This is a genomic window from Clavibacter sp. AC415, assembly GCF_979252985.1.
Window position 1 is genome coordinate 54,882 of the sequence record NZ_CEEDAR010000019.1, and the last position, 25,095, is coordinate 79,976.

Sequence of the window (25,095 nt, forward strand, 5' to 3'; positions counted from 1 at the left end):
CGCCCGGGATCGGGAGGCGGGTCACTCGTCGCCCAGGTCCGCGCCGCAGCGGTAGGTCCCCGCGGCGAGTGCGTCGAGGGCGATCTTCGCATCGCCCGTCACGTTCCCGATGGCATAGAAGGCGAAGGTCAGCGTGCTGCCGTCGGCCGCGTCGACGATGCCGGCGAGCGTGTACCCGGTGTCGATCCACCCGGTCTTCGCGACGACGTGCCCGCGGGCGATCGAGCTGTCGCCCGTGAACCGGCTCGCCAGCGTGCCGGTGCGTCCCGCGACCGGGAGGCCGTCGTGCAGGTAGCCGAGAGCCTGCTGGCGCTGGTCGACCTGGATCATCAGCTGGGCCAGGAACGACGGCGGGACGCGGTTGTCGGGGCTGAGGCCCTGTCCGTCGACGATGGTCAGGTCGGAGGTGTCGAGGCCGTACGCCTCGAGTGCCTTCGGGATGCCCGCGGCCAGCGACTGCTGCGTGCTCCCCGCCCCGACCTGGATGCTGACGAGCCGCGCGAGCGACTCCGCGAGCACGTTGTCGGAGTTGATGAGCGCCGTCTGGATGAGGGAGGAGACGGGCTGCGACTCCACCTTCCCGAGGACGGGGGCGCCCGCGGGGGCGGTGCCCTGCGTGACCTCGGCCGATGCGCCGAGCATGGAGCGGAACGTGCTGCCGACGCGCGCCAGGGGGTCCTCGCTGCGCGCGGAGACGACGGCGCCGGGATCCGCGCGGTCGGCGTCCAGCTGCAGCGCGGTCATGTAGCTCGAGTACCCGGCGCGGCGCTCGGTCGCCGCCCATGACGGCGCCCAGGTCTCCCCGGAGAACAGCGAGGTGTCGAGAACGATGCGGCTGATGGGCGTGCCGGCCGTGGAGGGGTCTGCGGCCCAGGCAGTGCGGACCTGCTGCGCGAGGTCGCTGAGGCGGGGAGCGCCCGGGTAGACGGAGCTGCCCGACGTGAGCCGGGAGAGGGTCGGGTCGCCGCCGCCGACGAGCACCACGGTGCCGGGCTCCGCACCGCGGACGACCGTGGTGGCGATGCGACGGTCGGGACCGAGCGCGGCGAGGGCGGCGGCCGACGTGACGACCTTCATGACGCTCGCCGTGCGCTCCGGGGTGCTGCCGTTCCGGTCGAACAGGACGCGCCCGGTGGCCGCGTCGCGGACCTGGCCCTCGAACGTCGCCAGCCGCGGATCCTGCGCGAGCGCGGAGATGGAGCACATGCGGAGGTCGCGGGCGGCGGATGCGTCGGCGGGCGCCGAGCGCGCGGGATCCGCGGTGGGCGTGGGGCTCGGCGTCGGAGGGGCCTCCGCGGAGGACGTGACGCTCGCCGAGGCGCTGCCCGCGCGGCCCGTGAGGGCCCCCGCACCCACGGACCCGGCGGCGAGCAGGGCGACGACGGCGACCGCGGCCGTGACGGTGCGCGTGCGGCGTGCGGCCGCCGTCCTCTTCCGTGTGCCTCGACCGGACTCCTCCGGGGCGATGCGGCCGGCGCGGTCGGGGCCGTCGGCAGGGGATCGCATGGGGCCATGTTAGACGCCGAGGCCGAGCGGATCCTCGGCGGGAGGTTCGCCGGGTCGGGTCCGCGGGCGACGGCGGAAGAGGGACGCCGGTCAGCGCAGCCGGTGCGGATGCCGGGAGCGCGACGCGCGGATGGGGTGGTGGAGCCGCCTGTCAGAATCGAACTGACGACCTTCTCATTACGAGTGAGATGCTCTACCGACTGAGCTAAGGCGGCCCGGCCCGGACTCAGCGAGTACCGGGCACGAGTAGAGAGCATACCGGATGCGGGAGGGTCCTCTCGCACACGCGGGTCAGCCGCAGGTCGTCCCCGACTCCGGCGGGTCCCCGCCGAGCAGGTACCCGTCCACGGCGGCCACGATGCACGGGTCCCGTTCGTCGTAGGCGACGCGCCCCTGCCCCTCGTACGTCAGCAGGACGCCCGAGTCGAGCTGTTCCGGCGAGGGCCTCGGCCCAGGAGTCGGGGGTCGCCGGGTCGCCGGTGGTGCCCACCACGACGATGGGCGCGGCGCCTTCCGCCGACACCGGCGCCGGCGCGACCCGAGCCGGGTACGGCCAGTCGCCGCAGAGGGGATCGGGCTCGTCGTCGCGCGAGGTGTCGTCGTCGGCCAGCTCGCCAGCGGCGGACCGGAGCTCCGCGGCCTGCCGGGCCAGCACCGACCGGGTCGCGCTCCACGGGGTAGTCGATGCACTGGATCGCGAGGAAGGCCTCGTAGAAGTTGCCGGTGTACGTGCCGTCGGGGGCGCGGCCGAAGTACGAGTCGGCGAGGGGCGAAGGCGGTGGCGGCGCAACGCCGCCGAGGGCCTCCGTGAACGCGGTGGTGAGGGCGGGCCACTGCTGCTCGCTGTAGAGGGCGGAGTCGATGGCGCTGCGCATGACCTGCCCGTGCGCCGAGCTCGCGGCCGTCGACGGCCCGCAGCGGGCTCTGGTCGTAGCCGGTCGAGGAGGTCGGCGGCCATCCCCACGCCGTCCTCGACGGATCCGCGGAACGGGCACGCCTGCCCCTGGAGGCAGGCCGCCATGTACGACTCGAAGGAGGTGCGGAACCCCGCGGTCTGGGCGAGCACCACGTCGAAGGAGCTCGCGGACGGATCCGTCGCGCCGTCGAGCAGCACCATGCGGCCGACGTGCGCGGGGAACGCCTGCGCGTACTCGGCGCCGATGCCGGTCCCGTACGAGTAGCCGAGGTAGTTCAGCGCCGGATCCCCGACCAGCGCCCGGAGCATGTCGAGGTCCCGCACGGTGCTCTGCGTGTCGATGAACTGCAGCAGCGGGCCGGACCGGGCGGCGCACGACTGCGCGAACGACCGCGCGGCGTCGATGAGCTCCTGGTCGTGCTCCGGGGTGCCCGGGCGCGCCTCGGTCTCGCCGTAGAGGAAGGAGTCGAGCTGGGCGTCGTCGACGCAGTCGACGGCCGTCGAGGCCCCGACGCCGCGGGGATCCCAGCCGACGACGTCGTACGCGTCCTGCAGGTCGCGGGACACCGCGTAGTCGACGCTGGACCTCACGAAAGTCGACGCCGGAGGCGCCCGGGCCGCCAGGGGTTGACGAAGAGCGACCCCCGCGGACCGTCCGATCCGCGGGCCGCGTGGCGGGTGAGGGCGAGCTGGATGTCGGTGGCCGGGTCCGGCGCCGACCAGTCGAGCGGCGCCGTGGCGGTGGCGCACTGCGCACCGTCCTCGCAGGGCGACCAGGCGAGGACCTGCTCGTAGTACCGCGCGAGGTCGGGCGCCACGTCCTCCGTGGTGGGGCTCGAGGTCGAGCTGCGCGGCTCGGGCACGGGGATGAGGCCGCAGCCACTCAGAGCGACGGCTGCGACGAGCAGGACGCCCGCGCGGGACGCGACGCGGGACAGGAGGGGGACGTCCGCGTCCCCCGCCGGGTCACACGCGGCCCGACGCGTGGGTGCGGGTGAGGGACACGAGCATGGCCTCGAGGGCGAGGGCGGGGCTGACGTTCCCGTCGATGCGGCGACGGGCGACCCCGACCGCGTCGAGCACCGCGAGCGAGGCGGCCGCCGATCCGGCCTCCGCGGCCTCGGCGATGCGCGGGGCGATCGCCTCGTTGACCTGCGGGAGGTCGGCGCCGAGCTGGCGCAGGAGCACGTCCCGATGGAGGGACATGAGGTCCACGAGGATGCGGTCGATGCCGTCGCGGAGGCTCCGCGTCGCTCGGCGCTTCTGGTCCTCCTCGAGCTGCCGGATCTGCGACCGCAGCTGCGGCGGGATCGACGCCGGCCTCCTGCACGCCGAGCGAGCGCAGCGCGCGCTCGCGCTCGTCCGCGTCGCGCTGCACGGTGAAGGCCTTCGCGTCCTGGCCGGCGAGCTCGAGCAGCGCGGCGGCGGCGCGCACGGCGTCGCCCACCGTGCGGATCCCGAGCGCGAGCTCCAGCGTGCGGCTGCGGCGCTCGCGGGCCTCGGCGTCCGTGGCGAGACGGTGCGCCATGCCGATGTGGCTCTGCGCCTCCCGGGCGGCGCGCGTGGCGGTCGCCTGGTCGACCCCGTCGCGGCGCTGGATGAGCGCCGCCACGTCCTCGACGGACGGGATGCGCAGGCGGACGCTGCGGACCCGGGAGCGGATGGTGGGGATCAGGTCGGCCTCGCTGGGGGCGCAGAGGATCCAGATGGTGCGCTCCGGCGGCTCCTCGAGCGCCTTCAGAAGCAGGTTCGACGTGCGCTCGGTCATGCGGTCGGCGTCCTCGACGACCATGACCCCGGTACCGCCCGACCGAGGGCGAGTACTGCGACGAGGTGACGAGCGCGCGGACCTCGTCGATGGCGATGATGACCCGCTCCGTGGCGAGCACGCCGAGGTCGGGGCGGCCGCGCGCCGCCACCTGCCGTGCGGTGGCGGCATCGCCCTCGGGCGTGCCGTCGCTCAGCAGCGCCGTAGCGAAGGCGTACGCGAGGTTGGAGCGGCCGGATCCGGGCGGCCCGGTGATGAGCCACGAGTGCGCGAGGGCGGTGCCCGACGCGTCGCGGGCGGTGGCGCGGGGGCTGCTCGCGGCGGCGAGCAGGGCGACCGCCTCGGACTGCCCGGTGAGCTCGTCCCAGATGCGCCGGCCGTCCGGCGACGCCGGCCCGTCCGCGCCTCGCACGGCCGCGGCGTCGCTCACGCGCGGGCTCCCGCCTCGATGAGGGCGGAGGTCCGGGAGCGGATGAGGTCGGCGATCTCGTCGCGGGGCAGACCCGCATCGACCACGAGGAAGCGCTCCGGCTCGGCCTCGGCGAGCCCGAGGAACGCCTGGCGGACGCGCTCGTGGAACTCGCCGTGCTCGGCCTCGAGGCGGTCGAAGCGCGTGCGCGCGGCATCGAGGCGCACGCGGGCGGCCGCCTGGTCGAGGTCGAGGAGCACGGTGAGATCGGGCAGGAGCCCCTGCGCCGCCCACAGCGACAGGTCGCGGATCTCCCCCGCGTCGAGCACGCGTCCGGCTCCCTGGTAGGCCACCGACGAGTCGAGGTACCTGTCCTGCAGCACGACCGCGCCGCGAGCGAGCGCGGGGCGCACGACCGTCTCCACGTGGTGCGCGCGGTCGGCCGCGTACAGGAGCGCCTCGGCTCGGGGCGCGATGTGGCCGCGACGGTGCAGCACGATCTCGCGGATCTCGACGCCGAGCTCGCTGCCGCCCGGCTCGCGGGTCACGACGACCTCTGGCCCTGCCGCTCCAGCCACTCCCGCAGGAGCGACGACTGAGTGGACTTGCCCACGCCGTCGCCGCCCTCGAGCGTGATGAAGACGCCGGTCACGTGGCGTCGGACGCCGTCGCCGCGGCGGACGCCTTCTTCGCGGCCGCGGCCGTCGTCCTCGCGGTCGAGGTCTTGGCGGCCGTGGTCTTCGCCGCTGTGGTCTTCGCCGCCGTGGTCTTCGCCGCGCTCGTCTTCGCGGCCGTGGTCGTCTTGGCGGCGGCGGCGCGGGGCTTGGCCGGAGCCTTCGCCTTGGCCGGCGCCTTGGCCTTCGCCTTGGCGGGGGCCTTGGCCTTGGGCTTCGCCGGCCCCTTGGCTCGCTTGTCGGCGAGCAGCTCCACGGCCCGATCGAAGTCGATGTCCTCGACGGACTCGCTCTTCGGGATCGTGGCGTTCGTCTCGCCGTCGGTCACGTAGGGACCGAACCGGCCGTCCTTGACCTTGATGCCCTTGCCGCTCACCGGGTCGGCGTCGAACTCCTTGAGCGCGCTCGAGGGTCGACGCGCGCCGTACTTGGGCTGCGCGAACACCTCGAGTGCCCCCGCGAGGTCGATCTCGAAGATCTGCTCCTCGCTGGTGAGCGATCGCGAGTCCGTGCCCTTCTTCAGGTACGGGCCGTACTTGCCGTTCTGCGCCGTGATGGGGGTCGCCGTCTCCGGGTCCTCGCCCACGACCCGCGGGAGGTCCAGCAGTCGGAGCGCGGTCTCGAGGTCGACGGTCGCGAGGTCCATCGTCTTGAAGATGGAGGCGGTCCGCGGCTTCACGGCCGCCGCCTTCTTCGCCGCGGGCTTCTTGGCGGGCGCCTTCTTCGCCGGCGTCGCCGTCGCCGTCGCCGCTGCCTCGAGCACCTCTCCCGTCGCCGGGTCGACCCCGTCCGCGGTGGCGGCCGGCGCCTCCTCGGGCTCCGGGTCGAGCTCGGTCACGTACGGGCCGTACCGGCCGTCCTTCGCGACGATCTGCTTGCCGTTCTCCGGGTTGATGCCGATGACGCGGTCCGTGACGACGGGGGCGTCGATGAGCTCGCGGGCCTTCGCCGCCGTCAGCTCGTCGGGTGCCAGGTCCTCGGGGAGGTTGACGCGACGAGGCGTCGCGTCCTCCGCCGCGCCCTCCTCGTGGACCTCGAGGTAGGGCCCGTACTTGCCGATGCGCAGGGTGATGTCGTCGGCGATGCGCAGCGAGTTGATCTGCCGCGCGTCGATCTCCCCGAGGTTGTCGATGGTCGGGCGGAGGCCCTTGTGGGCGTCGTTGCCGTAGTAGAAGCCCTTCAGCCAGTCGACCCGCTCGGCCGAGCCCTCGGCGATGCGGTCGAGGTCGTCCTCCATGCCGGCGGTGAAGTCGTACTGCACGAGCTCCGTGAAGAACTCCTCCAGCAGCCGCACGACGGAGAACGCGATCCAGTTGGGCACGAGCGCCGTGCCGCGGGGCGTGACGTATCCGCGGTCGACGATGGTCGAGATGATGGCCGCGTAGGTGGACGGGCGCCCGATGCCGAGCTCCTCGAGCGTCTTCACGAGGCTCGCCTCCGTGTAGCGCGGCGGCGGGCTGGTCTCGTGGCCCTTGGCGTCGACGTCGACCAGGCGCAGGTCCTGGCCCTTCTTCAGGTCGGGGAGCTTGGCCTCACGCGGCTCGGCGGCGCCGTGGCGCTCCTCGTCGCGGCTCTCCTCGTACGCGGCCAGGAAGCCGCGGAAGGTGATGACCGTGCCCGAGGCCGCGAACTCGGCGACCTCTCCGGCGGATGTCGGACCGGCGGCGATGACGACCGAGGCGGTGGACCCCTTCGCGTCCGCCATCTGCGAGGCGATGGTGCGCTTCCAGATGAGGTCGTACAGCTTGTGGTCGTTCCCGCGCAGGGTGGAGGCCAGCTGCTGCGGAGTGCGGAACGTCTCCCCCGCGGGGCGGACGGCCTCGTGGGCCTCCTGGGCGTTCTTGCTCTTGCCGGCGTAGAGGCGCGGCTTGTCCGGCACGGTCTCGGATCCGTAGAGCTCCGCCGCCTGCTTGCGCGCCGCGGTGATCGCCTGCTGCGAGAGCGACGGCGAGTCGGTGCGCATGTAGGTGATGTAGCCGTTCTCGTACAGCGACTGCGCGACGCTCATGGTCTGCCGGGCCGAGAACCGCAGCTTGCGCGCGGCCTCCTGCTGGAGCGTGGACGTCGTGAAGGGGGCAGCCGGCCGACGCGTGTAGGGCTTGGACTCGACGCTCTGCACCCTCAGCGGCACGGACGGGTCGCGCAGCGCCTCGGCGAGCGCCTCCGCGCTCGTCGCGTCGAGGGGACGCGAGTCGTTCTTGAGGGCGCCCTTGTCGTCGAAGTCGCGACCCGTCGCGATGCGGGCCCCGTCGATGCGGACGAGGCGCGCATCGAAGGGCAGCTCCTGGTCGATCGGCGACAGCGAGGCGGTGAGGTCCCAGTAGGAGGCGGTGACGAAGGCCAGGCGCTCGCGCTCGCGATCCACCACGAGCCGCGTCGCGGCGGACTGGACGCGGCCGGCGGACAGGCCGGGGCCGACCTTGCGCCACAGCACGGGCGACACCTCGTAGCCGTACAGGCGGTCGAGGATGCGGCGAGTCTCCTGGGCGTCGACGAGGGCGGTGTCGATGTCGCGGGTGCTGTCGCGCGCCCGCTCGATGGCCTCCTTGGTGATCTCGTGGAAGACCATGCGCTTGACCGGCACCTTGGGCTTCAGCACCTGGAGCAGGTGCCACGCGATGGCCTCACCCTCGCGGTCCTCATCCGTCGCGAGGAAGAGCTCGTCGGCGTCCTTGAGCGCCCGCTTGAGATCGGCGACCGTCTTCTTCTTCTGGTCGCTCACGACGTAGTAGGGCTCGAAGCCGTTCTCGACGTCGACCGAGAACTTCCCCAGCGTGCCCTTCTTGAGCTCCGGCGGCAGGTTCTTCGGCTCGATCAGGTCGCGGATGTGGCCGACCGACGCCTGCACCTCGTAGCCGTCGCCCAGGTACTGGGCGATCGTCTTGGCCTTGGCCGGCGACTCGACGATGACCAACTTCTTCGTGCCGGGCACGTGACTCCTTATATATGCGTTCATGGGGGCCGGCATCCGGCCCGGTGTCCGGGTGCGTGCCCGCTCGGATGCGCTCCGGGGCGACGTTCGGCGGGGTCCCCGACAAGGCACACCATACACACGCGCACCGACCGGGGACCTAATCGCGGCGCGGCCCGGACGGCCTCGGTCGCCCCCCCCGGGACGACTCCGCCAGCGTCGTCGCGAGGCCGTCCCGCGACACCGTCACGAGCTCGCGCTCGGGCCCTCACGGCCCGGTGCCGGGAGGCTGTCCGGCCCGTGCGCGTGCCGTCACCGCCAGGCCGACGGCGTCGCCGCTGCCCGTGACCTCCACCACGACGGTGGTGCCGTTCACCTCGCACGTCGTCAGCGAGACCCCCACCGCCTTCACCACCTCGCCCGCCGCGGCGCAGGGCGGGCCCGTGGAGAACCCCGCCGCGACGTCGGCCGCCGCGAGCGCGCCGGAGTCGGCAGCACCCGCCACGACGGCCCGCTCGACGAGGACCGTGGACACGGCGACTGAGGCCATCGCGAGCGAGGCGACCGCCCCGAGCACCCCCACCGCGACCACCGTGCCCGATCCACGATCACCCGGCATCCGCGTCCGCCTCCTCCTGCCAGGCGCAGCCGCGGGCCGTGATGCGCATCCCGGCCGCCCCCGCCGGGAGGAAGCGGCTCCGCGCGGTGAGCCGGATGCAGACGGCGTGCCCCTGGCGGTCCACCGCCATGGACGCTCCTCGAGCGGCGCCGTCGATGCGCTCGCCCGCCCTGCTCTCGTCCTCCCCACGGCCGAGGCTCCTCGCGGCCTCCTGCGCGGCCGAGGTCATCTCGACCTGCTGCCCCACGGTCTGCACCGCGCCCATGCACAACCCGAGGACGAGGACGACCGCCGGCAGGACGACCGCGAGCTCCGCCGCCGCCGCCCCGCGGTCCCCCGCCGCAGCCCGGGAGGACGGGTCAACGGGCATGGGGTGCCCCGCCCGCATCAGCGGTCGTAGGTCAGCGCACGCCGTACGAGGTCGAGCAGCATGCCCCGCACCTCGTCGCTCTGGAGGATCACCACGAGCAGGCCGGCGAACGCGACGGCCGCCATGGTCGCGATGGCGTACTCCGCCGTGGCGGCGCCGCGGTCGCTCGACGCCCGGTCGAGGACGGCCCGGCCTGCTATCCGCACGGCGAGGGCGACCCTCGTGGGCCCGGGCCGCGCGCACGTCCCTCCACCGTCGGCGCAGCTCGACGCGCGACCCGAGGACACCTCACGGCCCCCGCTGCTCGTCGCCGGAGGAGGCACCGCTGCCACCGCCGCGAGCGGCCAGTCGGAGCGGCACCCCGATGCTCTCGACGCCGCCGCGTCGGGAGCGGCGCGCGATGCCGCCTCGGACCCGCGGGAGGCCCCGCCGCGCGATCCCGCCACCGCCCCGCGGTCCGCCGTCGCCGATGCCGGCTCCTCGACTCGTCCCATGTCCTCGTCCTCTCCCCTGGCGGGCATCGCCCGCCGTCTGTGCCTGCCGCCCGTCGGCAGGTCATCACCATGCCCGGCGCGGCATCGACGGATCGCGCGTGCCCGACCACCGGTGGACGCCCTCATCCCCGCCCGAGTGTTGAGGACACGACGGCCAGGAGCATCGGCACGACGCCGACCACCAGGAAGGCCGGCAGGACGCAGACCCCGAGCGGCAGCATCAGCCGCGCGGCGAGACGCGCGGCTGCCCGCTCAGCCCCGGTGCGCGCATCGCGCCGCGCCCTCTCCGCCTCGCCGCGGAGGAGGTCGACGACGGGCGCGCCCGTCCGGGTCGCGACCTCCACGACGGAGGCGACGGCCGTCAGCTCGCCGCGGACGGGGATGCCCGAGCGCTCGCAGGCGCGCCCGACGACAGCGACGGCGCGCGGCACGGACGCGCCGCTCGACATCGCGGTCGCGACGAGGTCGAGGACGAGCCCGGGTGCGGCGTCACGGGGCAGGGCCCGGCGGACGAGGCTCCGGTTCCAGCGCCAGCCGACCGCCACGAGCGAGCCGCCGACCACCAGGCAGGCGGCTCCGGGCACGGTGGTGGCGAGGATGCGGAGCGGGTCGAAGCCGAGCCCGGCGGCCAGCACGATCCCGGCCCCGGGCATGAGGAGCACGGTGCGGCTCGTGGCCACCGGACCGGCGAGCGCGGTCCCTGCGTCCCGTCGGACGCGGGCGACGTCGACGAGCGTCTCGGCGAGACGCACGAGCGCCGCCGCCATCGGCGCCCCCGTGCGGTCGGAGATCTCGAGCACCGCGGCGAGGGCGCTCCAGGGCGCGGTGTCGGCGGCATCTCCCCCGCCCGCGCTCCGGCCGCGCCCCACCGCGTGGGCCACGCGCGCGGACAGGGGATCCGAGCCGGAGCCCGAGCCCGAGGCGACGCACCGGATGACCGATGCCGCCGCACCGTCCCCCCGTCGCGCCCTTCCGCCCGGCGGCGCGAGCTGCCGCCACGCGCGTTCCGGTGGGAGTCCCGCGCCGAGCAGCACCGCGAGGCGCCGAACGAACGCTGCCGCCTCCTCCGCCTCCGCCACGACGGCTCCGGCGCGCGACGGCGCGAGGGTCGCCGGCAGGCGCCCGGCGAGCGCACGCACCGTCACGGCCGATCCATGTCGGCCGCCGTCACGGTTCCCGTCACCGCGGGCCGCTCGCGGGCACCCGGGCCCGACGACCAGCGCACGGGCACCACTCGGAGGCGCCCTCCCCCGTCCGCGACGAGGCGCCCGGCCTCCGTGACGCGACGGCCCCGCTCGGTCCGCGCGAGGTGCACGACCAGGCCGATCGCGCTGACGGCCTGGCGCGCGGTCGTGACCGCGTCCATCCCGGCGAGCGCACCCAGCGCCTCGAGCCGCGCCGGGACGTCGGCCACGCCGTTGGCGTGCAGGGTGCCGGCCCCGCCGTCATGGCCGGTGTTGAGCGCTCCGAGCAGCTCCCGGATCTCGCTCCCGCGGCACTCGCCCACCACCAGCCGGTCGGGGCGCATCCGGAGGGCCTCGCGCACCAGCCGTGGGAGCGGCAGCTCCCCCGCCCCCTCGATGTTGGCCTGCCGCGCCTCGAGGCAGACGACGTGCGGATGCCGGACCCGGAGCTCCGCCACGTCCTCGACGACCACGATGCGCTCCCGCGGATCGGCTCGGGCGAGGAGCGCGCCGAGGAGGGTCGTCTTCCCGCTGCCGCCCGCGCCCGTGATGAGCAGGTTGGTGCGTCGGCGCACCGCCTCCTCGAGGAGCGCCCGGCAGCCCGGCGGGAAGGCGCCGGCGGCGTCGAGCGCGTCGAGGGTGGGCCGGGCCCGGGACGGCAGCCGGATGGAGAGCAGGGTGCCGCGGGTCGACACGGGCGGCAGCACCGCATGCACCCGCATCCCCTCGCCGAGGCGCACGTCCACGCAGGGCGCCGCCTCGTCGAGGTGCCGCCCGCCCTCGGCGGCGAGGCGCACGGCGAGGGCGCGCACCGCAGGCTCCCCGCCGAGGTCGACGTCGGCACGGCGCTCGGGGCCGCGACCCCGGTCCACCCAGACCTCGCCGTCGCCGTTGACGAACACGTCGGTCGCCGCGGGGTCCCGGGCAAGGGCCGCGAGGGGCCCGAGGGCCGAAGGGACGTGGCGCGCCGGTGACTGGGCCGGCCATCCGCCGCGGACAGCGAGGACTGCCCGGCGCGCGCTGACATCGCCGATCCGCGGAGGACCACCTCTCCGCCCAGTCCCCCCACGCCGGCAGCACCTCCCTCGCGACCGTCACGGCCCGACGGCGTCCGAGCGGGCACGCGGACGCGCGGGACGAACGTCGCCGTCGCAGATGACCGGGAGCGCACCGCGGCACGGGGTCGTGCGTCATCGCCGTGGGGAGCATCCGCATCGGGTGGTCCGTGCGCCCCGTACCCTGACCCCGGCGCCGATCCGGGGACGGTGCCGCCACGGTCGGCGGATGCGTGCCACTCGCTCATGCGGGGAGGCTAGGTGCCGAGCGCAGGACGGGATCATGACGGCCGACGGCCGTGGGGTCCACAGGGACGAACGAGCTGGGGAGGACGTCGACGGCGGCATCGGCCCGGCTGCTGGTCGCAAGAAGAGAGGGGCGGCGCCCATCGGGGGAACAGGCGCCGCCACGTGACGACGGATCGGGGGAATCCAGAATTCGCCACACGTCGAGCTCGGCTCGACGGGTCGAGCATACGCCGCACTCCTCCCGCTACGGGAGGGTTGAGCGTGTTCTGGCCGATCATTCATCGGACTCCCGGCAACGGACGCCCGCCATCCCACTGTCGGAGCCTCCGGGCGCCGCCCCGGGCACCCGCTAACGTGGGTCGCGGAGAGGATGACGATGTCCACGAACCCCGAATCGACCGAGCCCGGAGCATCCGGCACCGCCCTGCGCGACGAGGACGAGGAGGGGACGACGTCCGCCTCCACGCCACCGGGACCGCCCCACGCAGGACCCGTGCATCCGCCGTCGGACGCCTTCCGCGCCACCCGCGTCGCCGACGAGTCCCTCGCCGAGTCCGCGGCGGCCGACCGCCTCGGATTCTGGGCCGACCGCGCCCGCGAGCTCGTCACGTGGGAGACCCCGTTCGAGACGGTCCTCGACTGGTCGGACGCCCCCGTGGCCCGCTGGTTCCCCGAGGGCCGGCTGAACGTCGCCTACAACTGCCTCGACCGTCACGTGGCCGCCGGGAACGGCGAGCGCGTCGCGCTGCACTGGGAGGGCGAGCCGGGCGACACCCGCGACCTCACCTACGCCGAGCTCACCGCCGAGGTGAAGCGCGCCGCCAACGCGCTGCTCGAGCTGGGCGTCGTCGCCGGCGACCGCGTCGCGATCTACCTGCCGATGGTCCCCGAGGCCGTCATCGCGATGCTGGCCGTCGCGCGCATCGGCGCCGTCCACTCCGTCGTCTTCGGCGGCTTCAGCGCCGAGAGCCTCCGCGCCCGGATCGACGACGCCGCGGCGCGCGTGGTCATCACCGCGGACGGCGGCTGGCGCAAGGGCAAGGTCTTCCCGCTGAAGCCTGCGGTCGACGCGGCCCTGGTCGGCTCCGCCGGATCCGTCGAGCACGTCCTGGTCGTGCGCCGGGGCGAGAACGAGGTCGACTGGGACGACTCCCGCGACCTCTGGTGGCACGAGCGCCTCGCCGAGGCGTCGGCGGAGCACGAGGCGGAGTCGTTCGAGGCCGAGCACCCCCTCTTCATCCTGTACACGAGCGGCACCACCGGGAAGCCGAAGGGCATCCTGCACACCTCGGGCGGCTACCTCACGCAGGCCGCGTACACGCACCGCAACGTCTTCGACCTGCACCCGGAGACCGACGTGTACTGGTGCACGGCGGACGTCGGCTGGGTCACCGGTCACAGCTACGTCGTCTACGGCCCGCTGGCCAACGGCGCCACGCAGGTGATCTACGAGGGCACGCCCGACACCCCCGCGCCCGGCCGCTGGTGGGACATCGTCGAGAAGCACGGCGTGACGATCCTCTACGCGGCGCCCACGGCGATCCGCTCCTTCATGAAGACGGGCCGCGAGATCCCCGACGGGCGCGACCTCTCCTCCCTGCGACTCCTCGGCTCGGTCGGCGAGCCCATCAACCCGGAGGCGTGGCGCTGGTACCGCGACGTCATCGGCGGCGGCGACGTGCCCGTGGTCGACACGTGGTGGCAGACGGAGACGGGCGGGATCATGATCTCGGCGCTCCCCGGCATCACCGCGACCAAGCCGGGGTCGGCGCAGACGCCCATCCCGGGCATCGAGGTCGCCGTGGTCGACGACCAGGGCGAGCCCGTGGCACGCGGCGAGAGCGGCCTCCTGGTCGTCACCGAGCCCTGGCCGGGCATGCTGCGCGGCATCTGGGGCGACCCGGAGCGGTACCGCGAGACGTACTGGGACCGCTTCGGGGACCGCTACTTCGCCGGCGACGGGGCCCGGCTCGACGAGGACGGCGACATCTGGCTCCTCGGACGGGTGGACGACGTGATGAACGTCTCCGGCCACCGGCTGTCGACCGCGGAGATCGAGTCCTCCCTCGTCGCGCACCCGTACGTGGCCGAGGCGGCCGTGGTCGGCGCGTCCGACGAGGCGACCGGGCAGGCCGTCGTGGCGTTCGTGATCCTCCGCTCGGCCGAGGCGAGCGCGCTCGGCGACGAGGACCCGAACGAGCTGCTGCGGAAGCACGTCGCCGACCAGATCGGCGCCATCGCGAAGCCGCGCCGCGTGTTCGTGGTGCAGGAGCTGCCGAAGACGCGCTCGGGCAAGATCATGCGCCGGCTGCTGCGGGACGTGGCGGAGGGCCGGGCGATCGGCGACACCACGACGCTGGCCGACTCGCAGGTAATGCAGGTCATCAGCGAGCGGATGAACGCCGGCTGACCGGCTCTCGCGGACGTGCAGGAGGGCCTGGCGCGTGCACCCGGCCCTCCTGCACGTCCGCCCTCGAGGCGCCCGCGGCTACTCGACGAGCGCCACCACGAGCTCGACCTCGACGGGCGAGCCGAGCGGCAGCTCCGCCACGCCGACGGCGGAGCGGGCGTGGATCCCGGCGTCGCCGAGGATCTCCCCCAGCACCTCGCTGGCGCCGTTGATCACGCCGGGCTGCCCGGTGAAGCCCTCGGCCGAGGCGACGAAGCCCGTGACCTTGACCACGCGCGCGATGCGGTCGACGCCGCCCGCGGCATCCGCGGCCGCCGCGAGCCCGTTGAGCGCGCAGGTGCGGGCGTGCGCCTTCGCGTCCTCGGCGGACACCTCGGCGCCGACCTTGCCGGTCGCGGCGAGCGCGCCGTCGACGAACGGCAGCTGCCCGCTCGTGTAGACGAGGCCGCCGTGGACGACGGCGGGGACGTAGGCGGCGACGGGCGCGGCGACCGCCGGCAGCTCGATGCCGAGCTCGGCGAGCCGGTCGGAGATCGCGCGCATCAGGCGCCGTGCTCGGCGTCGGCGACGGGGCGCTTCATGTACGCGACGAGCCCGCCCTCGGGGCCGGTGACGACCTGCACGAGCTCCCAGCCCTGCGAACCCCACGTGTTGAGGATGGCGGCGGTGTTGTGGATCATCAGCGGCGTGGTGAGGTACTCCCACTGCCCGGGCGTTGCGGTCATCTCGGCTCCTTGCCGGTCGGGTCTGGATGCATGACGGGACGGGCGCGGGCGGCCGGCGCACAGGTCTCACGGGTTCCCATACACCCTTCCCGTACTCTGGAGTCTATGTCTGCTTCGAAGAACACGCCCGGCCGCGTCGCCGCCGCGCTCACGGGCGTCCTCGGCATGAGCGCCGTCGCCGGCGTGCTCGTCGCCGCGATGGTCACCCCGGCCATCGCCGTCACGAGCCTGGCTGCCAACAACACGATCGGGCTCTTCGAGGACCTGCCCGACTACCTGCAGATCGACAACCTCGCCCAGAAGACCGAGCTGTACGCCACGCAGGGCGGCCAGCCCGTGAAGTTCGCCGAGTTCTACGCGCAGAACCGCGAGGAGGTCGGGTGGGACGAGGTCTCCGACAACGCGAAGGCCGCGGCCGTCGACACGGAGGACCCCCGCTTCTACGAGCACGGCGGCGTCGACGTGCAGTCCACGTTCCGCGCCCTCGCCCAGAACGTGATCGGCGGCGGCGTGCAGTCCGGCGCCAGCACCATCACCATGCAGTACGTCAAGAACGTGCTCGTGCAGAAGGCGGAGACCCTCGCGGCGACCGACCAGGAGGCGGGCAAGAAGGCCTACGAGGAGGCGACGCAGGAGTCGACCGCCCGCAAGCTCAAGGAGATGCGCCTCGCGATCGGCCTGGAGAAGAAGTTCTCCAAGAACGACATCCTCCTGGGCTACCTCAACATCGCGAACTACGGCGGCAGCGTCTACGGCATCCAGTCGGCCGCCCGGTACTACTACGGCGTCGACGCGAAGGACCTCAGCATCGCGCAGGCCGCCAGCCTCGTCGCCACCGTCAACTACCCCGTCGCGCTCCGCATCGACGAGCCGGGCAACATCCCCGCCAACCAGGAGCGGCGCGACATCCTCATCGACAACATGCTGAAGCACCACAGCATCACGCAGGAGCAGCGCGACGAGGCGATCGCCACCCCCGTGACGCCGGCCATCACGCCGTCTGTGAGCGGCTGCAATGCGGCCCAGCCCGCCAGCGCCGCGTACTTCTGCGACGCCGTGAAGTACACGGTCGAGAACTCGGACGAGTTCGGCAAGGACGAGACCGAGCGCACCAACAACCTGAACCGCAACGGCTACAAGATCTACACCACGCTCAACCTCGACCTGCAGGCCAAGGCCACGGACGACATGCGCGCGCAGATCCCCACCACGATGAACAGCATCGCCGTCGGATCCGCCATGACGAGCGTCGAGGCGAAGACCGGTCGCGTCATCGCGATGGTGCAGAACACCGACTACGGGAACGGCGGCGGGGCCGGCGTCACCAGCGTCAACTACAACACCGACCAGGACTACGGCGGATCGCGCGGGTTCCAGGTGGGATCCACGTACAAGCTCGTGACCCTGCTCGAGTGGCTGAACGAGGGGCACTCGGTCAACGAGGTCGTGCGCTCCTCCAACGGCACGTGGAGCGGACGCGACTTCCAGGACTCGTGCACCGGGGGCAACCTCGGGTCCGACGTCCTCCGGGTGACCAACGACGGCGCGGCTCCGGGCGCCAACCGCACGGTCATGTCGGGCACCGCGAACTCCACCAACACGGCGTTCATGGCCATGGCCTCGGAGCTCGACATGTGCGGCATCGGGAAGACGGCGAAGGCCATCGGCATCCACCAGGCCGTGCCCGACACGGAGCTCTCCAACTACGTCTCCGACATCATCGGCTCGGGCGGCAACAACATCGCGCCCCTCACCATGGCGCAGGCCTACGCGACGGTCGCGAACAACGGCACCACGTGCGACCCGATCCTCATCGACAAGGTCGTGCTCCCCGACGAGACCGAGATCACGCCGCCGTCCGCGAACTGCCGTGAGGCCGTGAGCGCCGACGTCGCGCGCACCGCGGCCTACGCCCTCGCGGGCGTCATGAGCGCCACCGGCGCCGCGGCGAACACGAACGACGGCACGCCCCTCATCGGCAAGACCGGAACCACGGACCGGGCGAAGGACACCTGGTTCGTGGGCTCCAGCACCGAGGTGACCACCGCCATCTGGGTGGGCAGCTCCACGGGCCAGGACATCCGCCAGCGCACCACCCGGCTCCCGAGCGGGCAGCTCATGTCCACGGCGCGCTTCGCCGTGTGGAAGCCGTTCATGCAGTCCGTCAACGCCGCGTACGGGGGCCAGTCGTTCCCCGGCCCGGCATCCGAGCTCACCCGCACCCCCACCGTCCAGGTGCCGGACGTGTCGGGCATGTCGCTCGCGAACGCGCAGTCGGCCATCGAGGGCGCGGGTCTGAGCTTCGCCCAGGGTGGCGCCCGCGCCTCCTCGAGCGTCCCCGCCGGGCAGGTCTCCGGGTCCGATCCGGGCGCCGGCGCGAACGCCGCGCGCGGATCGACCGTCACCGTGTTCACCAGCAGCGGCCCCGACCAGGGCGCGCAGCAGGGCACGCCCGGCACCGTCCCGGACGTCGGCGGCCAGGACCTCACGGGCGCCCGCCAGGCGCTGCGTGCGGCCGGCTTCGACGTGACCATCGCGCAGGAGCAGGTGCAGGACAACTCCCAGATCGGCCGGGTGACGCGCACCGAGCCCGCCGCCGGTGAGCAGAGCAGCGGTCCCGTGACGCTCTACGTGGGACGCAGCTGATGGGCGTGATCGGCGCCCTCGCGCGCACCGCCGGCGGTCTCGCGGCCGCCGGCGCGGCCGTCTTCGCGTACGCCTCCTTCTACGAGCGGCGCCGCTTCACGCTCCGCGAGGTGACCGTGCCGGTGCTCCCCGTGGGCTCCGACCCCATCCGCGTGCTCCACCTCTCCGACATGCACATGGCGCCATGGCAGCACAAGAAGCAGCGGTGGGTGCGCGAGCTCGCGGACCTGCGTCCGGATCTGGTGGTCGACACGGGCGACAACACCGGCCACGAGCAGGGCATCGTCGCGGTCGAGGAGACCCTCGAGGCGTTCCGCGGCATCCCGGGCGTCTTCGTGCACGGCTCGAACGACTACTACGGGCCGATGATGAAGAACCCGTTCAAGTACTTCACCGCGAACACGCACGCGACGCAGCGCCCGGCGGACCTCGACCTCCCCCGGCTCGAACGGCTCTACGCGTCGCTCGGCTGGCTCGACCTCAACAACGCCGCGGGCGCCATCGAGGTCAACGGCACACTGCTGGAGCTCTTCGGCGTCGACGACCCGCACCGGGACTTCGACCGGCTCGAGGCGCTCCCCGGTGCCCTCGACGCGCTGCGCGAGGACGACGACGCCTACCAGGAGTCGTCCGGCGCCCCCGTGGTCTCCGTCGGCGTCGCGCATGCGCCCTACCGCCGCGTGCTCGACTCCTTCGTCACCAACGGCGCCCGGATGATCTTCGCCGGGCACACCCACGGCGGCCAGGTCTGCGTCCCCGGGTACGGCGCCCTGGTCACCAACTGCGACATCCCGCGCCGCCAGGTCAAGGGGCTCAGCGTCTGGCCGCACGCCGACAGGGCCTCCTACCTGCACGTGAGCGCCGGCCTCGGCACCTCGATCTACGCTCCGGTGCGCTTCGCCTGCTACCCCGAGGCGACGCTCGTGACGCTCACGGCCGTCTGACGCCCGCGGCGTACGCGGGACCCCGGAACATCGGGTATCGTAGAGCCCGGCCCTCGGGCCATCGGGGTGTGGCGCAGTTTGGTAGCGCGCTTCGTTCGGGACGAAGAGGTCGCAGGTTCAAATCCTGTTACCCCGACACACCGCCTCGCAGAGGCACAGCACGACCAGCATCATGACGAAGGGCCGCTCCCCCAGGGAGCGGCCCTTCGTCGTCGTACGGGGCACCGTCCGGGCTCGGGGACCGTGTCCGGCGACCGCCCCGTGACATCGGACACGCGCACTGCGCACGCACAGGCGCGAGCGGCATGCACGGGGGCCTCCTAGCGTGACCCGGGCTTGAGCCGCAGCGCCGGGCGCTCGATCGCGTAGTACGTGGCCGCGGAGAGCGCGAGGGTGACGGCGCCGACCACGAGCGTGTTCAGCGCGAAGCCCGCGACCGTGTCGGGCAGCACGAGGCCCGCCCGGCGGAGGAAGCGGATCACCGGCAGGTGCCACAGGTAGACGCTGAACGAGATCGTGCCGAGCCAGGCGATCCACCGGAGCTCCAGGAAGCGCGTGACCGGGCCGAGGGAGCCACCGCGGCGCGGCAGCGCGACGATGAGCAGGAGGGCGGCGCAGGAGGCCGCCACGAGGCTCTCCTCGAACGCCTCGACGGGCGCTTCGGAGGCGACGACGATGATCACCGCGGCGGCGATGCCGACGGGCACGCGCCAGGCTGCGAGGCGGTCGCGGAGGCTCTCGTCCGCGGACAGGGTGAGCAGGACCACGGCGGCGGCCATGCCGTAGGCGAAGAGGTCGGCGTGGGTCAGGATGCTGCGGTTCGCGACGGCCTCCCCGGTGGCGCCCCACTCGCTCGCCAGGCGCCCCTGATGCCCGAGCGGCGCCTGCGCCATCATGGACCACACCTTGCCGGCCATGCCGATCACGAGCAGCACGACGGCCGGAGCCAGGGCGCGGACCCACGTGCCCCTGCCCCGCAGCAGCCGCGCGGCGAGGACGGCGACGATGGGCAGCAGCACGTAGAAGCAGACCTCCACCGCCAGGGTCCACGCGACCTCGATGCCGCTCCGCAGCGTGCGAGGTGCGTAGCCCTGCAGCAGCAGCGCGTTGAGGACGGTGTCGACGGGTCCGAGGGTGCCGATCTCCAGGCCGGCGTCGCGGGTGTCGCGGGGCAGGATCGCGACGCGGAGGACGAGGCTCACGAGGAGCAGCACGACGATGTAGCCCGGGAACACCCGCAGCGCCCGGTTCGCGGCGTAGCGCGACAGCCGCGGCAGGGGCCCGCCGTCGATGAGGCTCCGCGCGAAGGGCAGGAACAGCAGGAAGCCGCTGAGCACGAAGAAGAGCGTCACTCCGTGGCTGAAGAACGCGACCTCGCCGACGAGCGGGACGTCGGTCGTGGGGCGGGCGAGCTGGCGCTGCACGTGGTACAGGAGGACGGCGATGGCCGCCACGCCCCGGAGGCCCTCGATGCCGGGCAGCAGCGTGCGCACGCGGGCGGGAGCGGACGTCGGGGTCCCGGTCATGATGGCCTTCCCGGCTCGGTGGTACGGCGGTCGTCCAGTCTACGAGGCCCGTCCTCGAGGGCCGGAGGGCGGACAGCACGACGGCCGCCGCCCGGAGGCGACGGCCGTCGGCGCGCGCTCCCCATCGAGCGCGGGCTCATCCCTCCGCGGGAGGTGCGGGCTCCGCCGGCGCCGGAGCGGCCGGCGCCTGGGTGCCGTCGGGGCGGCGGACTGCGTCGGCTTCGGCGCGGGGGCCACGTACGGTCGCTTCGTCAGCGTGCTGGCGGGCGCCGGGAAGTCCTCGGCGGGATACCGGTCGTCGATGAAGGTCTGCAGCGGCTTGAAGATGCGGTGACGCGCGCTGTCCGCGGCGGACCCGTTGAGCACGTTGCGGCGCATGGACGCGAAGCCCTCGACGTTGCCCACCCACACCGCGGTGGTGACCTCGGTGGAGGATCCGACGAACCAGGTGTCCTTCGAGCGGTCGGTCGTGCCCGTCTTGCCCATGATCTGCGTCCCGTCGCGGGGGTTGGACGCCGCTCCCGTGCCGCCCATGACGGCCTTGAGGGCGAAGGCGGCCGTGTTGGCGACCTCGGGGCTCATCGCCTGCGCGCACGCGCTCTTCGGCGTGACCAGCTCGCTGTCGTCCGGGAGGACGACCTTGTCGATCGCGATGGGCGGGCACATGGTGCCCTGGTTCGCGACGGAGGCGAAGGCGGTGGCCATCTGCAGCGGGGCGACGGTGTTGCCGCCCGAGCCGACCACGTCGGACGGGAAGCTCGACAGGTCGCGCTTGTCCGCGTTGTAGGCACCCATGTCCGTGGCGGTCTTGCTGATGTCGCAGAGGTCCAGCTGGCTCGCCATCGCGACGAAGGCCGAGTTGACTGAGGCGACGGTCGCGGCGAGGACGTTCTGGTTCGAGGTGCCGCCGGTGTTGGTGTCGTTGGTCACCTTGTAGTCCGGGGAGCCGGCGAGGTTGTCGCCGCACCGGGTGAACTCGCTGGCCGACCACGTGGTCTTGGAGGCGTTGACCGTCTGGTAGATGGACTTCCCGGCCTTGAGCCAGTCGACGAGCGTGAAGATCTTGTACGTCGAGCCGACCTGGAACCCGGCGCTCCCGCCGTGCGCCTTGTCAGCGGAGTAGTTGATCTCGGTCACGCCCGGCTGGTCGGTCGCGACGCCGTAGTCGGTGTTCTGCGCCATCGCGATCACTCGGCCCGTCTTCACCTCGCGGGAGACCACGGATCCGCCGATCTGCGTGAAGCGCGCCGTGGTCGGCACCTGCTTGCGCATCTGGTCGGCCGCGTTGGCCTGGATGTCGAGGTCGAGGGTCGTGTAGACCTGCAGGCCACCGCGCTTCAGCAGCGCGTCGCGGTCGGAGGCGGTCTCCCCGAACTCGGGGTTGGTGAGGATCTCGTTCTTCACGTAGTCGCAGAAGTACGCGGCCGAGATCGGGTTCGCCTGGATGCAGCCGCTCGTGGAGGGCGTGATCGTCGGCGTGATCTCCGCGGCGGCGGCCACGTCGTACTGCTCCTGCGTGATCTTCTGCTCCTTGAGCATGTTGCTCAGCAGGAGGTCGCGGCGGGCCTTGTTGCGCTCGAGGTTCTCCGGGTTGTCGATCTTGTAGATCTCGGGAGCGTTGACCGTCGCGATGAGGCTCGCGGCCTGCTCCAGGTTGAGGTCCGCGGCGGAGACGTTGAAGTAGTACCGCGCGGCCGACTCGATGCCGTAGACCCGGCTGCCGAAGTTCGCGATGTTGAGGTAGGCGAGGAGGATCTCGTTCTTGGAGTACTTCTTCTCCACCCCGATCGCCATCCGCATCTCCTTGAGCTTGCGGGGCATGTCGGGCTGCGTGGCCTCCTGGAAGGCCTTCCGGCCGGCGGCCTGCTGCTCCTCGTCCGTGGAGTCGACCATGTTCTGCGCCTTCTGGACCAGGACGTTCCGGACGTACTGCATCGTGATGGTCGAGGCGCCGGACTGCACCTCGTCGTTGAGCACGTTCTGCGCGAGCGCGCGGGCGGCCGACAGCACGTCGACGCCGCCGTGCTCGTAGTACCGGGGGTCCTCGGTGGCGATCGCGGCGTCCTTCGCGAACTGCGAGACGGCCTCCCACGGGACCTCCTCGCGGTCCTGCGAGAAGAACTCGGCGAAGGGCACTTGGCTGTCGCCCTGCTTGGCGAACAGCACGGTCTTCTGCGCGAGGTTGTCGATCTGCAGGTTGTCCGGGATGTCCTCGAACACGCCGATGGTGCTGTTGGCCGCGATGCCGGAGACGGCGATGGCGGGGGTCACCATGGCGGCGACGAGCACGCCGGCGATCGTGCTCATGCCGACGAGTCCGAGGAACGCGCCCAACCGGGTCGAGATGGTCAGGTCAGTTTTCCTCATGGTACGAATCTAACCCGCGCTCGGAGGTCGGGCATCCGCCCCGGGGATGGTCCCAGCTGCCCGTGGCCGAAATGTGATGAGTGCCCTCATCATCGGTCGGCGCGGGCCCGGCGTGTAGCCGTTCCGCGAACGGCGACGGGGTCCGGAGGCGGGAGTCGAGGAGCTCGCGGAGCCCGAGCGGGCTGTCCGGCACGCCGTCCCGGGGCGGGTCCGCGTTGCTAGGCTGCCGCCCTCATGGACCCCCTCGCCCCCGATCCCCGACGGCGCGCGCCGTGTCCGCGCGGGGAGCGGGACGCGATGCCGGACCGCTCGACCTGGGGCGCCGTGCGGGATCGGGAGCGGCGGCGCCGGCGGCACCGTCAGGCGGCCCTCCTCCTGCTCGCCTACGTCGGGATCGTGGCCCTGGTCACGCTCGCCCCGGACAGCGTCGACCGCGGTGCGTACCCGACGCTGATGCGCGGCGTCCGCTTCCTGCAGCACCACGGCCTGCCGGGCTTCCGCTACGCGATGATCGAGTCGGCGGCGAACGTGGTCCTGTTCGCGCCCCTGGGGATGCTCGGCGTCCTCGCCCTGGGGAGCCGTCGCTGGCTCGTGGTCGGGGTAGCGGGCACCGTGCTGTCGATCGCGGTCGAGCTGGCGCAGGGCGCGTTCCTGCCGGCGCGCGTGGCCTCCCTCGCGGACGTGGCGGCCAACGGGCTCGGCGCGCTCCTGGGCGCCGGCGCGGCCTCCCTGCTCGCCGCCCGCACGCGACGACGCGGGCGGATCCGGTCGTGATCGGATCCGCTCGCGTCGGGGGTCATGCGATGTCGCGGGTCAGGAGGCCCGACGGCGACGGGCCGTGGCGATGCCCGCGGCGGCGGCGCCGGCGAGGAGCAGGCCGCCGCCGGTGATCGCGAGGCCGGTCGGCAACGTGCCGCCGGTGATGGGGAGCGATCCGGACGCGGCCGCGGTGCTCGAGCTGGCCGGCACGACGGAGACGAGGCCGCACCAGTGGTCGCCCGACGCGGCGGTCTCGTTGGCGCGCCAGGTGCCGGTGGCCGTGGTCGGGACGACGAGCGTGCCGGAGACGGAGCCGTCCGCGGCGGCGACGACGGACGCGGCCGGGTCGCCGGCGGCGGCGGGCGCGCCGGCCGCGGCGGAGAGGCGCAGGGCGACGGTCTCGCCCGGCGTGAACGCACCGGCCGCACCCGTGAGGGTGACGGACTGCCCGGGCGCGACGGCCGCGGGGGTCACGGACATGCCGGCGCAGGAGAGGCCGGAGTCCGTGGGGACGTAGTCCTCCGCCTGGGCGGCGAGAGGGGCGGAAGCGGTGAGCGCGAGCGCGACGAACGCGCCCGCCAGGGTCTTGGCGAGCATCTCGGGTGTGCCTTCACTGATACGCCCGAGACGGACGTGCGGGGCACGACGGGTATCGCCTCGGGGCGGTGGTGTCCGCGGCGCGCGATTTCGGGTCGACGCCATAGGGCAGACAGCGGGTCGGGTAAACCCACGGTCGCGATGCTATACGCGACCGGCTCCCCGAAGGCGGGACGGGGGCGAGATGGACCCCGGACTGGGGCCATGGGGCACCCCGGAGACGGCGGAAGGCCCCGAGGCGATGCCTCGGGGCCTTCCGTCGCACCGCTCCGGAGGGAGTCAGGCGACGCGGGATCTGATGCGGGTCAGACCGTGGTGCGCTGGCGACGGACCGTCGCGAGGACCGCGACGAGGGCGGCACCGAGGAGCAGCAGGCCGCCGCCGGTCCAGATGAGGACGACGGGCAGCTGGCCGCCGGTGACCGGCAGGCCCGCGGCGCCGTCCGAACCGGAGCCCGTGGCGGTGCCGGTGCCGGCAGCCGCGACGACGGAGATCGTCGTGGAGACGGTGTTGCCCTGCGTGTCGGTGCCGGTCAGGGCGTAGGAGCCCGAGGCGGAACCGGCGGGCAGCGTGACGGTGACGCGGAGGCCGCCGGCGTTGGTCGACGTCTTGGTGATGGAGTTGCTCGTGACGGCCATGGGAGCCGTGCGGAACGAGGCGAGCGTGGCGTTGGCCGCGTCCTCACCGGTGATGGTGACCGTGACGGGCACGACGGGAGCGAAGGAGCCGTCCGCGAAGGACAGGACCGTGCTCTGGCCGGGCGCGACGGTCGGGTCGCTGACGGTGACGCCGCCCTCGGGCGTGTACGGGTCCGCCATGGCGGCGGTCGAGACGGTGAACGTCGCGGCGAGGGCGATGGCCGCCCCGGCGAGGATCTTCTTGAGCATGTGGTTCCCCCTGGATGTGATTGCTGGTGCACAGGGGTGCCTCGACGGACTCGGGTCCGTCGTCGATCGATTTCCCCAC

The 25,095-nt window shown here is 73.2% G+C and carries 19 protein-coding genes, 2 tRNA genes and 3 pseudogenes; 5 read left to right on the top strand and 19 right to left on the bottom strand.

What is annotated here, in order from left to right:
* Positions 1-21 precede the first annotated feature (21 nt).
* The 13 genes and pseudogenes from dacB to ACZ411_RS13265 form a co-directional block, all read right to left on the bottom strand.
* Entirely contained in the window at positions 22-1,506 is a 1,485-nt protein-coding gene (dacB, locus tag ACZ411_RS13205; protein WP_464171187.1) for a D-alanyl-D-alanine carboxypeptidase/D-alanyl-D-alanine endopeptidase, read from the bottom strand.
* A 139-nt stretch (positions 1,507-1,645) separates the two neighbouring features.
* A tRNA-Thr gene (locus ACZ411_RS13210) sits at positions 1,646-1,721 on the bottom strand.
* A 76-nt stretch (positions 1,722-1,797) separates the two neighbouring features.
* Complete coding sequence (locus ACZ411_RS13215) at positions 1,798-1,863, bottom strand: hypothetical protein (RefSeq protein ID WP_464171226.1); 66 nt, start codon at positions 1,861-1,863, stop codon at positions 1,798-1,800.
* A gap of 94 nt (positions 1,864-1,957) precedes the next feature.
* A pseudogene (locus tag ACZ411_RS13220) lies at positions 1,958-3,013 on the bottom strand (alpha/beta fold hydrolase); the annotation flags it as partial.
* A complete protein-coding gene (locus tag ACZ411_RS13225; protein WP_464171188.1) occupies positions 3,010-3,285 on the bottom strand; it encodes a hypothetical protein in 276 nt (91 codons plus the stop codon). The gene ACZ411_RS13225 and the pseudogene ACZ411_RS13220, both read right to left, overlap by 4 nt.
* A 103-nt stretch (positions 3,286-3,388) precedes the next feature.
* Positions 3,389-4,602, bottom strand: a pseudogene (locus ACZ411_RS13230) (DNA polymerase III subunit delta').
* Between the two features lie 14 nt (positions 4,603-4,616).
* Positions 4,617-5,251: pseudogene (tmk, locus tag ACZ411_RS13235) on the bottom strand (dTMP kinase).
* Positions 5,248-8,205: a type I DNA topoisomerase gene (gene topA / locus ACZ411_RS13240; RefSeq protein ID WP_464171189.1), complete on the bottom strand. Its 2,958-nt coding sequence runs from the start codon at positions 8,203-8,205 to the stop codon at positions 5,248-5,250. The pseudogene tmk and the gene topA overlap by 4 nt, the downstream one beginning before the upstream one ends.
* 247 nt (positions 8,206-8,452) lie before the next feature.
* Positions 8,453-8,803 (bottom strand): Rv3654c family TadE-like protein, encoded by a 351-nt coding sequence (locus ACZ411_RS13245; RefSeq protein WP_104290644.1) that lies wholly within the window; start codon positions 8,801-8,803, stop codon positions 8,453-8,455.
* Positions 8,793-9,173 carry a TadE family type IV pilus minor pilin gene (locus ACZ411_RS13250; RefSeq protein WP_464171190.1) on the bottom strand — a complete coding sequence of 127 codons (381 nt, stop codon included), beginning with the start codon at positions 9,171-9,173 and terminating at the stop codon, positions 8,793-8,795. The genes ACZ411_RS13245 and ACZ411_RS13250 overlap by 11 nt, the downstream gene beginning before the upstream one ends.
* 17 nt (positions 9,174-9,190) lie before the next feature.
* Positions 9,191-9,379, bottom strand: a complete 189-nt coding sequence (locus tag ACZ411_RS13255) for a DUF4244 domain-containing protein (protein WP_094115313.1) — start codon at positions 9,377-9,379, stop codon at positions 9,191-9,193.
* A 410-nt stretch (positions 9,380-9,789) separates the two neighbouring features.
* The gene (locus ACZ411_RS13260) at positions 9,790-10,812 is read right to left on the bottom strand and encodes a type II secretion system F family protein (RefSeq protein ID WP_464171191.1); all 1,023 of its coding nucleotides are present in this window, start codon (positions 10,810-10,812) and stop codon (positions 9,790-9,792) included.
* Positions 10,809-11,885, bottom strand: a complete 1,077-nt coding sequence (locus ACZ411_RS13265; protein WP_464171227.1) for a TadA family conjugal transfer-associated ATPase — start codon at positions 11,883-11,885, stop codon at positions 10,809-10,811. The genes ACZ411_RS13260 and ACZ411_RS13265 overlap by 4 nt, the downstream gene beginning before the upstream one ends.
* Before the next feature lie 640 nt (positions 11,886-12,525).
* Here ACZ411_RS13265 and acs point away from each other — a divergent pair.
* Positions 12,526-14,565 carry an acetate--CoA ligase gene (gene acs / locus ACZ411_RS13270; protein ID WP_464171192.1) on the top strand — a complete coding sequence of 680 codons (2,040 nt, stop codon included), beginning with the start codon at positions 12,526-12,528 and terminating at the stop codon, positions 14,563-14,565.
* Positions 14,566-14,643: 78 nt separating this feature from the next.
* On the opposite strand, the gene ACZ411_RS13275 is transcribed toward acs, so the two are convergent.
* Positions 14,644-15,108 carry a RidA family protein gene (locus tag ACZ411_RS13275; RefSeq protein ID WP_104290647.1) on the bottom strand — a complete coding sequence of 155 codons (465 nt, stop codon included), beginning with the start codon at positions 15,106-15,108 and terminating at the stop codon, positions 14,644-14,646.
* Complete coding sequence (locus ACZ411_RS13280; protein WP_094115311.1) at positions 15,108-15,290, bottom strand: DUF4177 domain-containing protein; 183 nt, start codon at positions 15,288-15,290, stop codon at positions 15,108-15,110. The genes ACZ411_RS13275 and ACZ411_RS13280 overlap by 1 nt, the downstream gene beginning before the upstream one ends.
* A 105-nt stretch (positions 15,291-15,395) precedes the next feature.
* Here ACZ411_RS13280 and ACZ411_RS13285 point away from each other — a divergent pair, with 105 nt between their 5' ends.
* The 3 genes from ACZ411_RS13285 to ACZ411_RS13295 all read left to right on the top strand — a co-directional run bounded on the left by ACZ411_RS13285 (position 15,396) and on the right by ACZ411_RS13295 (position 19,016).
* Entirely contained in the window at positions 15,396-17,936 is a 2,541-nt protein-coding gene (locus ACZ411_RS13285; protein ID WP_464171193.1) for a transglycosylase domain-containing protein, read from the top strand.
* Positions 17,936-18,880, top strand: coding sequence for a metallophosphoesterase (locus ACZ411_RS13290; protein ID WP_094115309.1), 945 nt, complete (start codon positions 17,936-17,938; stop codon positions 18,878-18,880). Before ACZ411_RS13285 ends, ACZ411_RS13290 begins: the two co-directional genes overlap by 1 nt.
* 62 nt (positions 18,881-18,942) lie before the next feature.
* Positions 18,943-19,016 (top strand) — tRNA-Pro (locus ACZ411_RS13295).
* 184 nt (positions 19,017-19,200) lie between these two features.
* Here the strand turns inward: ACZ411_RS13295 and ACZ411_RS13300 are convergent.
* Positions 19,201-20,406, bottom strand: a complete 1,206-nt coding sequence (locus tag ACZ411_RS13300) for an acyltransferase family protein (protein ID WP_464171194.1) — start codon at positions 20,404-20,406, stop codon at positions 19,201-19,203.
* A 39-nt stretch (positions 20,407-20,445) separates the two neighbouring features.
* Positions 20,446-22,773 (bottom strand): transglycosylase domain-containing protein, encoded by a 2,328-nt coding sequence (locus ACZ411_RS13305; protein WP_464171195.1) that lies wholly within the window; start codon positions 22,771-22,773, stop codon positions 20,446-20,448.
* Between the two features lie 234 nt (positions 22,774-23,007).
* On the opposite strand from ACZ411_RS13305, the gene ACZ411_RS13310 reads away from it, so the two are divergent.
* Entirely contained in the window at positions 23,008-23,547 is a 540-nt protein-coding gene (locus ACZ411_RS13310; RefSeq protein WP_464171196.1) for a VanZ family protein, read from the top strand.
* Between the two features lie 39 nt (positions 23,548-23,586).
* Here ACZ411_RS13310 and ACZ411_RS13315 read toward each other — a convergent pair whose 3' ends face one another.
* Positions 23,587-24,129: a sortase gene (locus ACZ411_RS13315; protein ID WP_094115304.1), complete on the bottom strand. Its 543-nt coding sequence runs from the start codon at positions 24,127-24,129 to the stop codon at positions 23,587-23,589.
* Between the two features lie 305 nt (positions 24,130-24,434).
* On the bottom strand, positions 24,435-25,016 hold the full coding sequence (locus ACZ411_RS13320; RefSeq protein ID WP_464171197.1) for a sortase: 582 nt from the start codon (positions 25,014-25,016) through the stop codon (positions 24,435-24,437).
* Between the last annotated feature and the right edge of the window lie 79 nt (positions 25,017-25,095).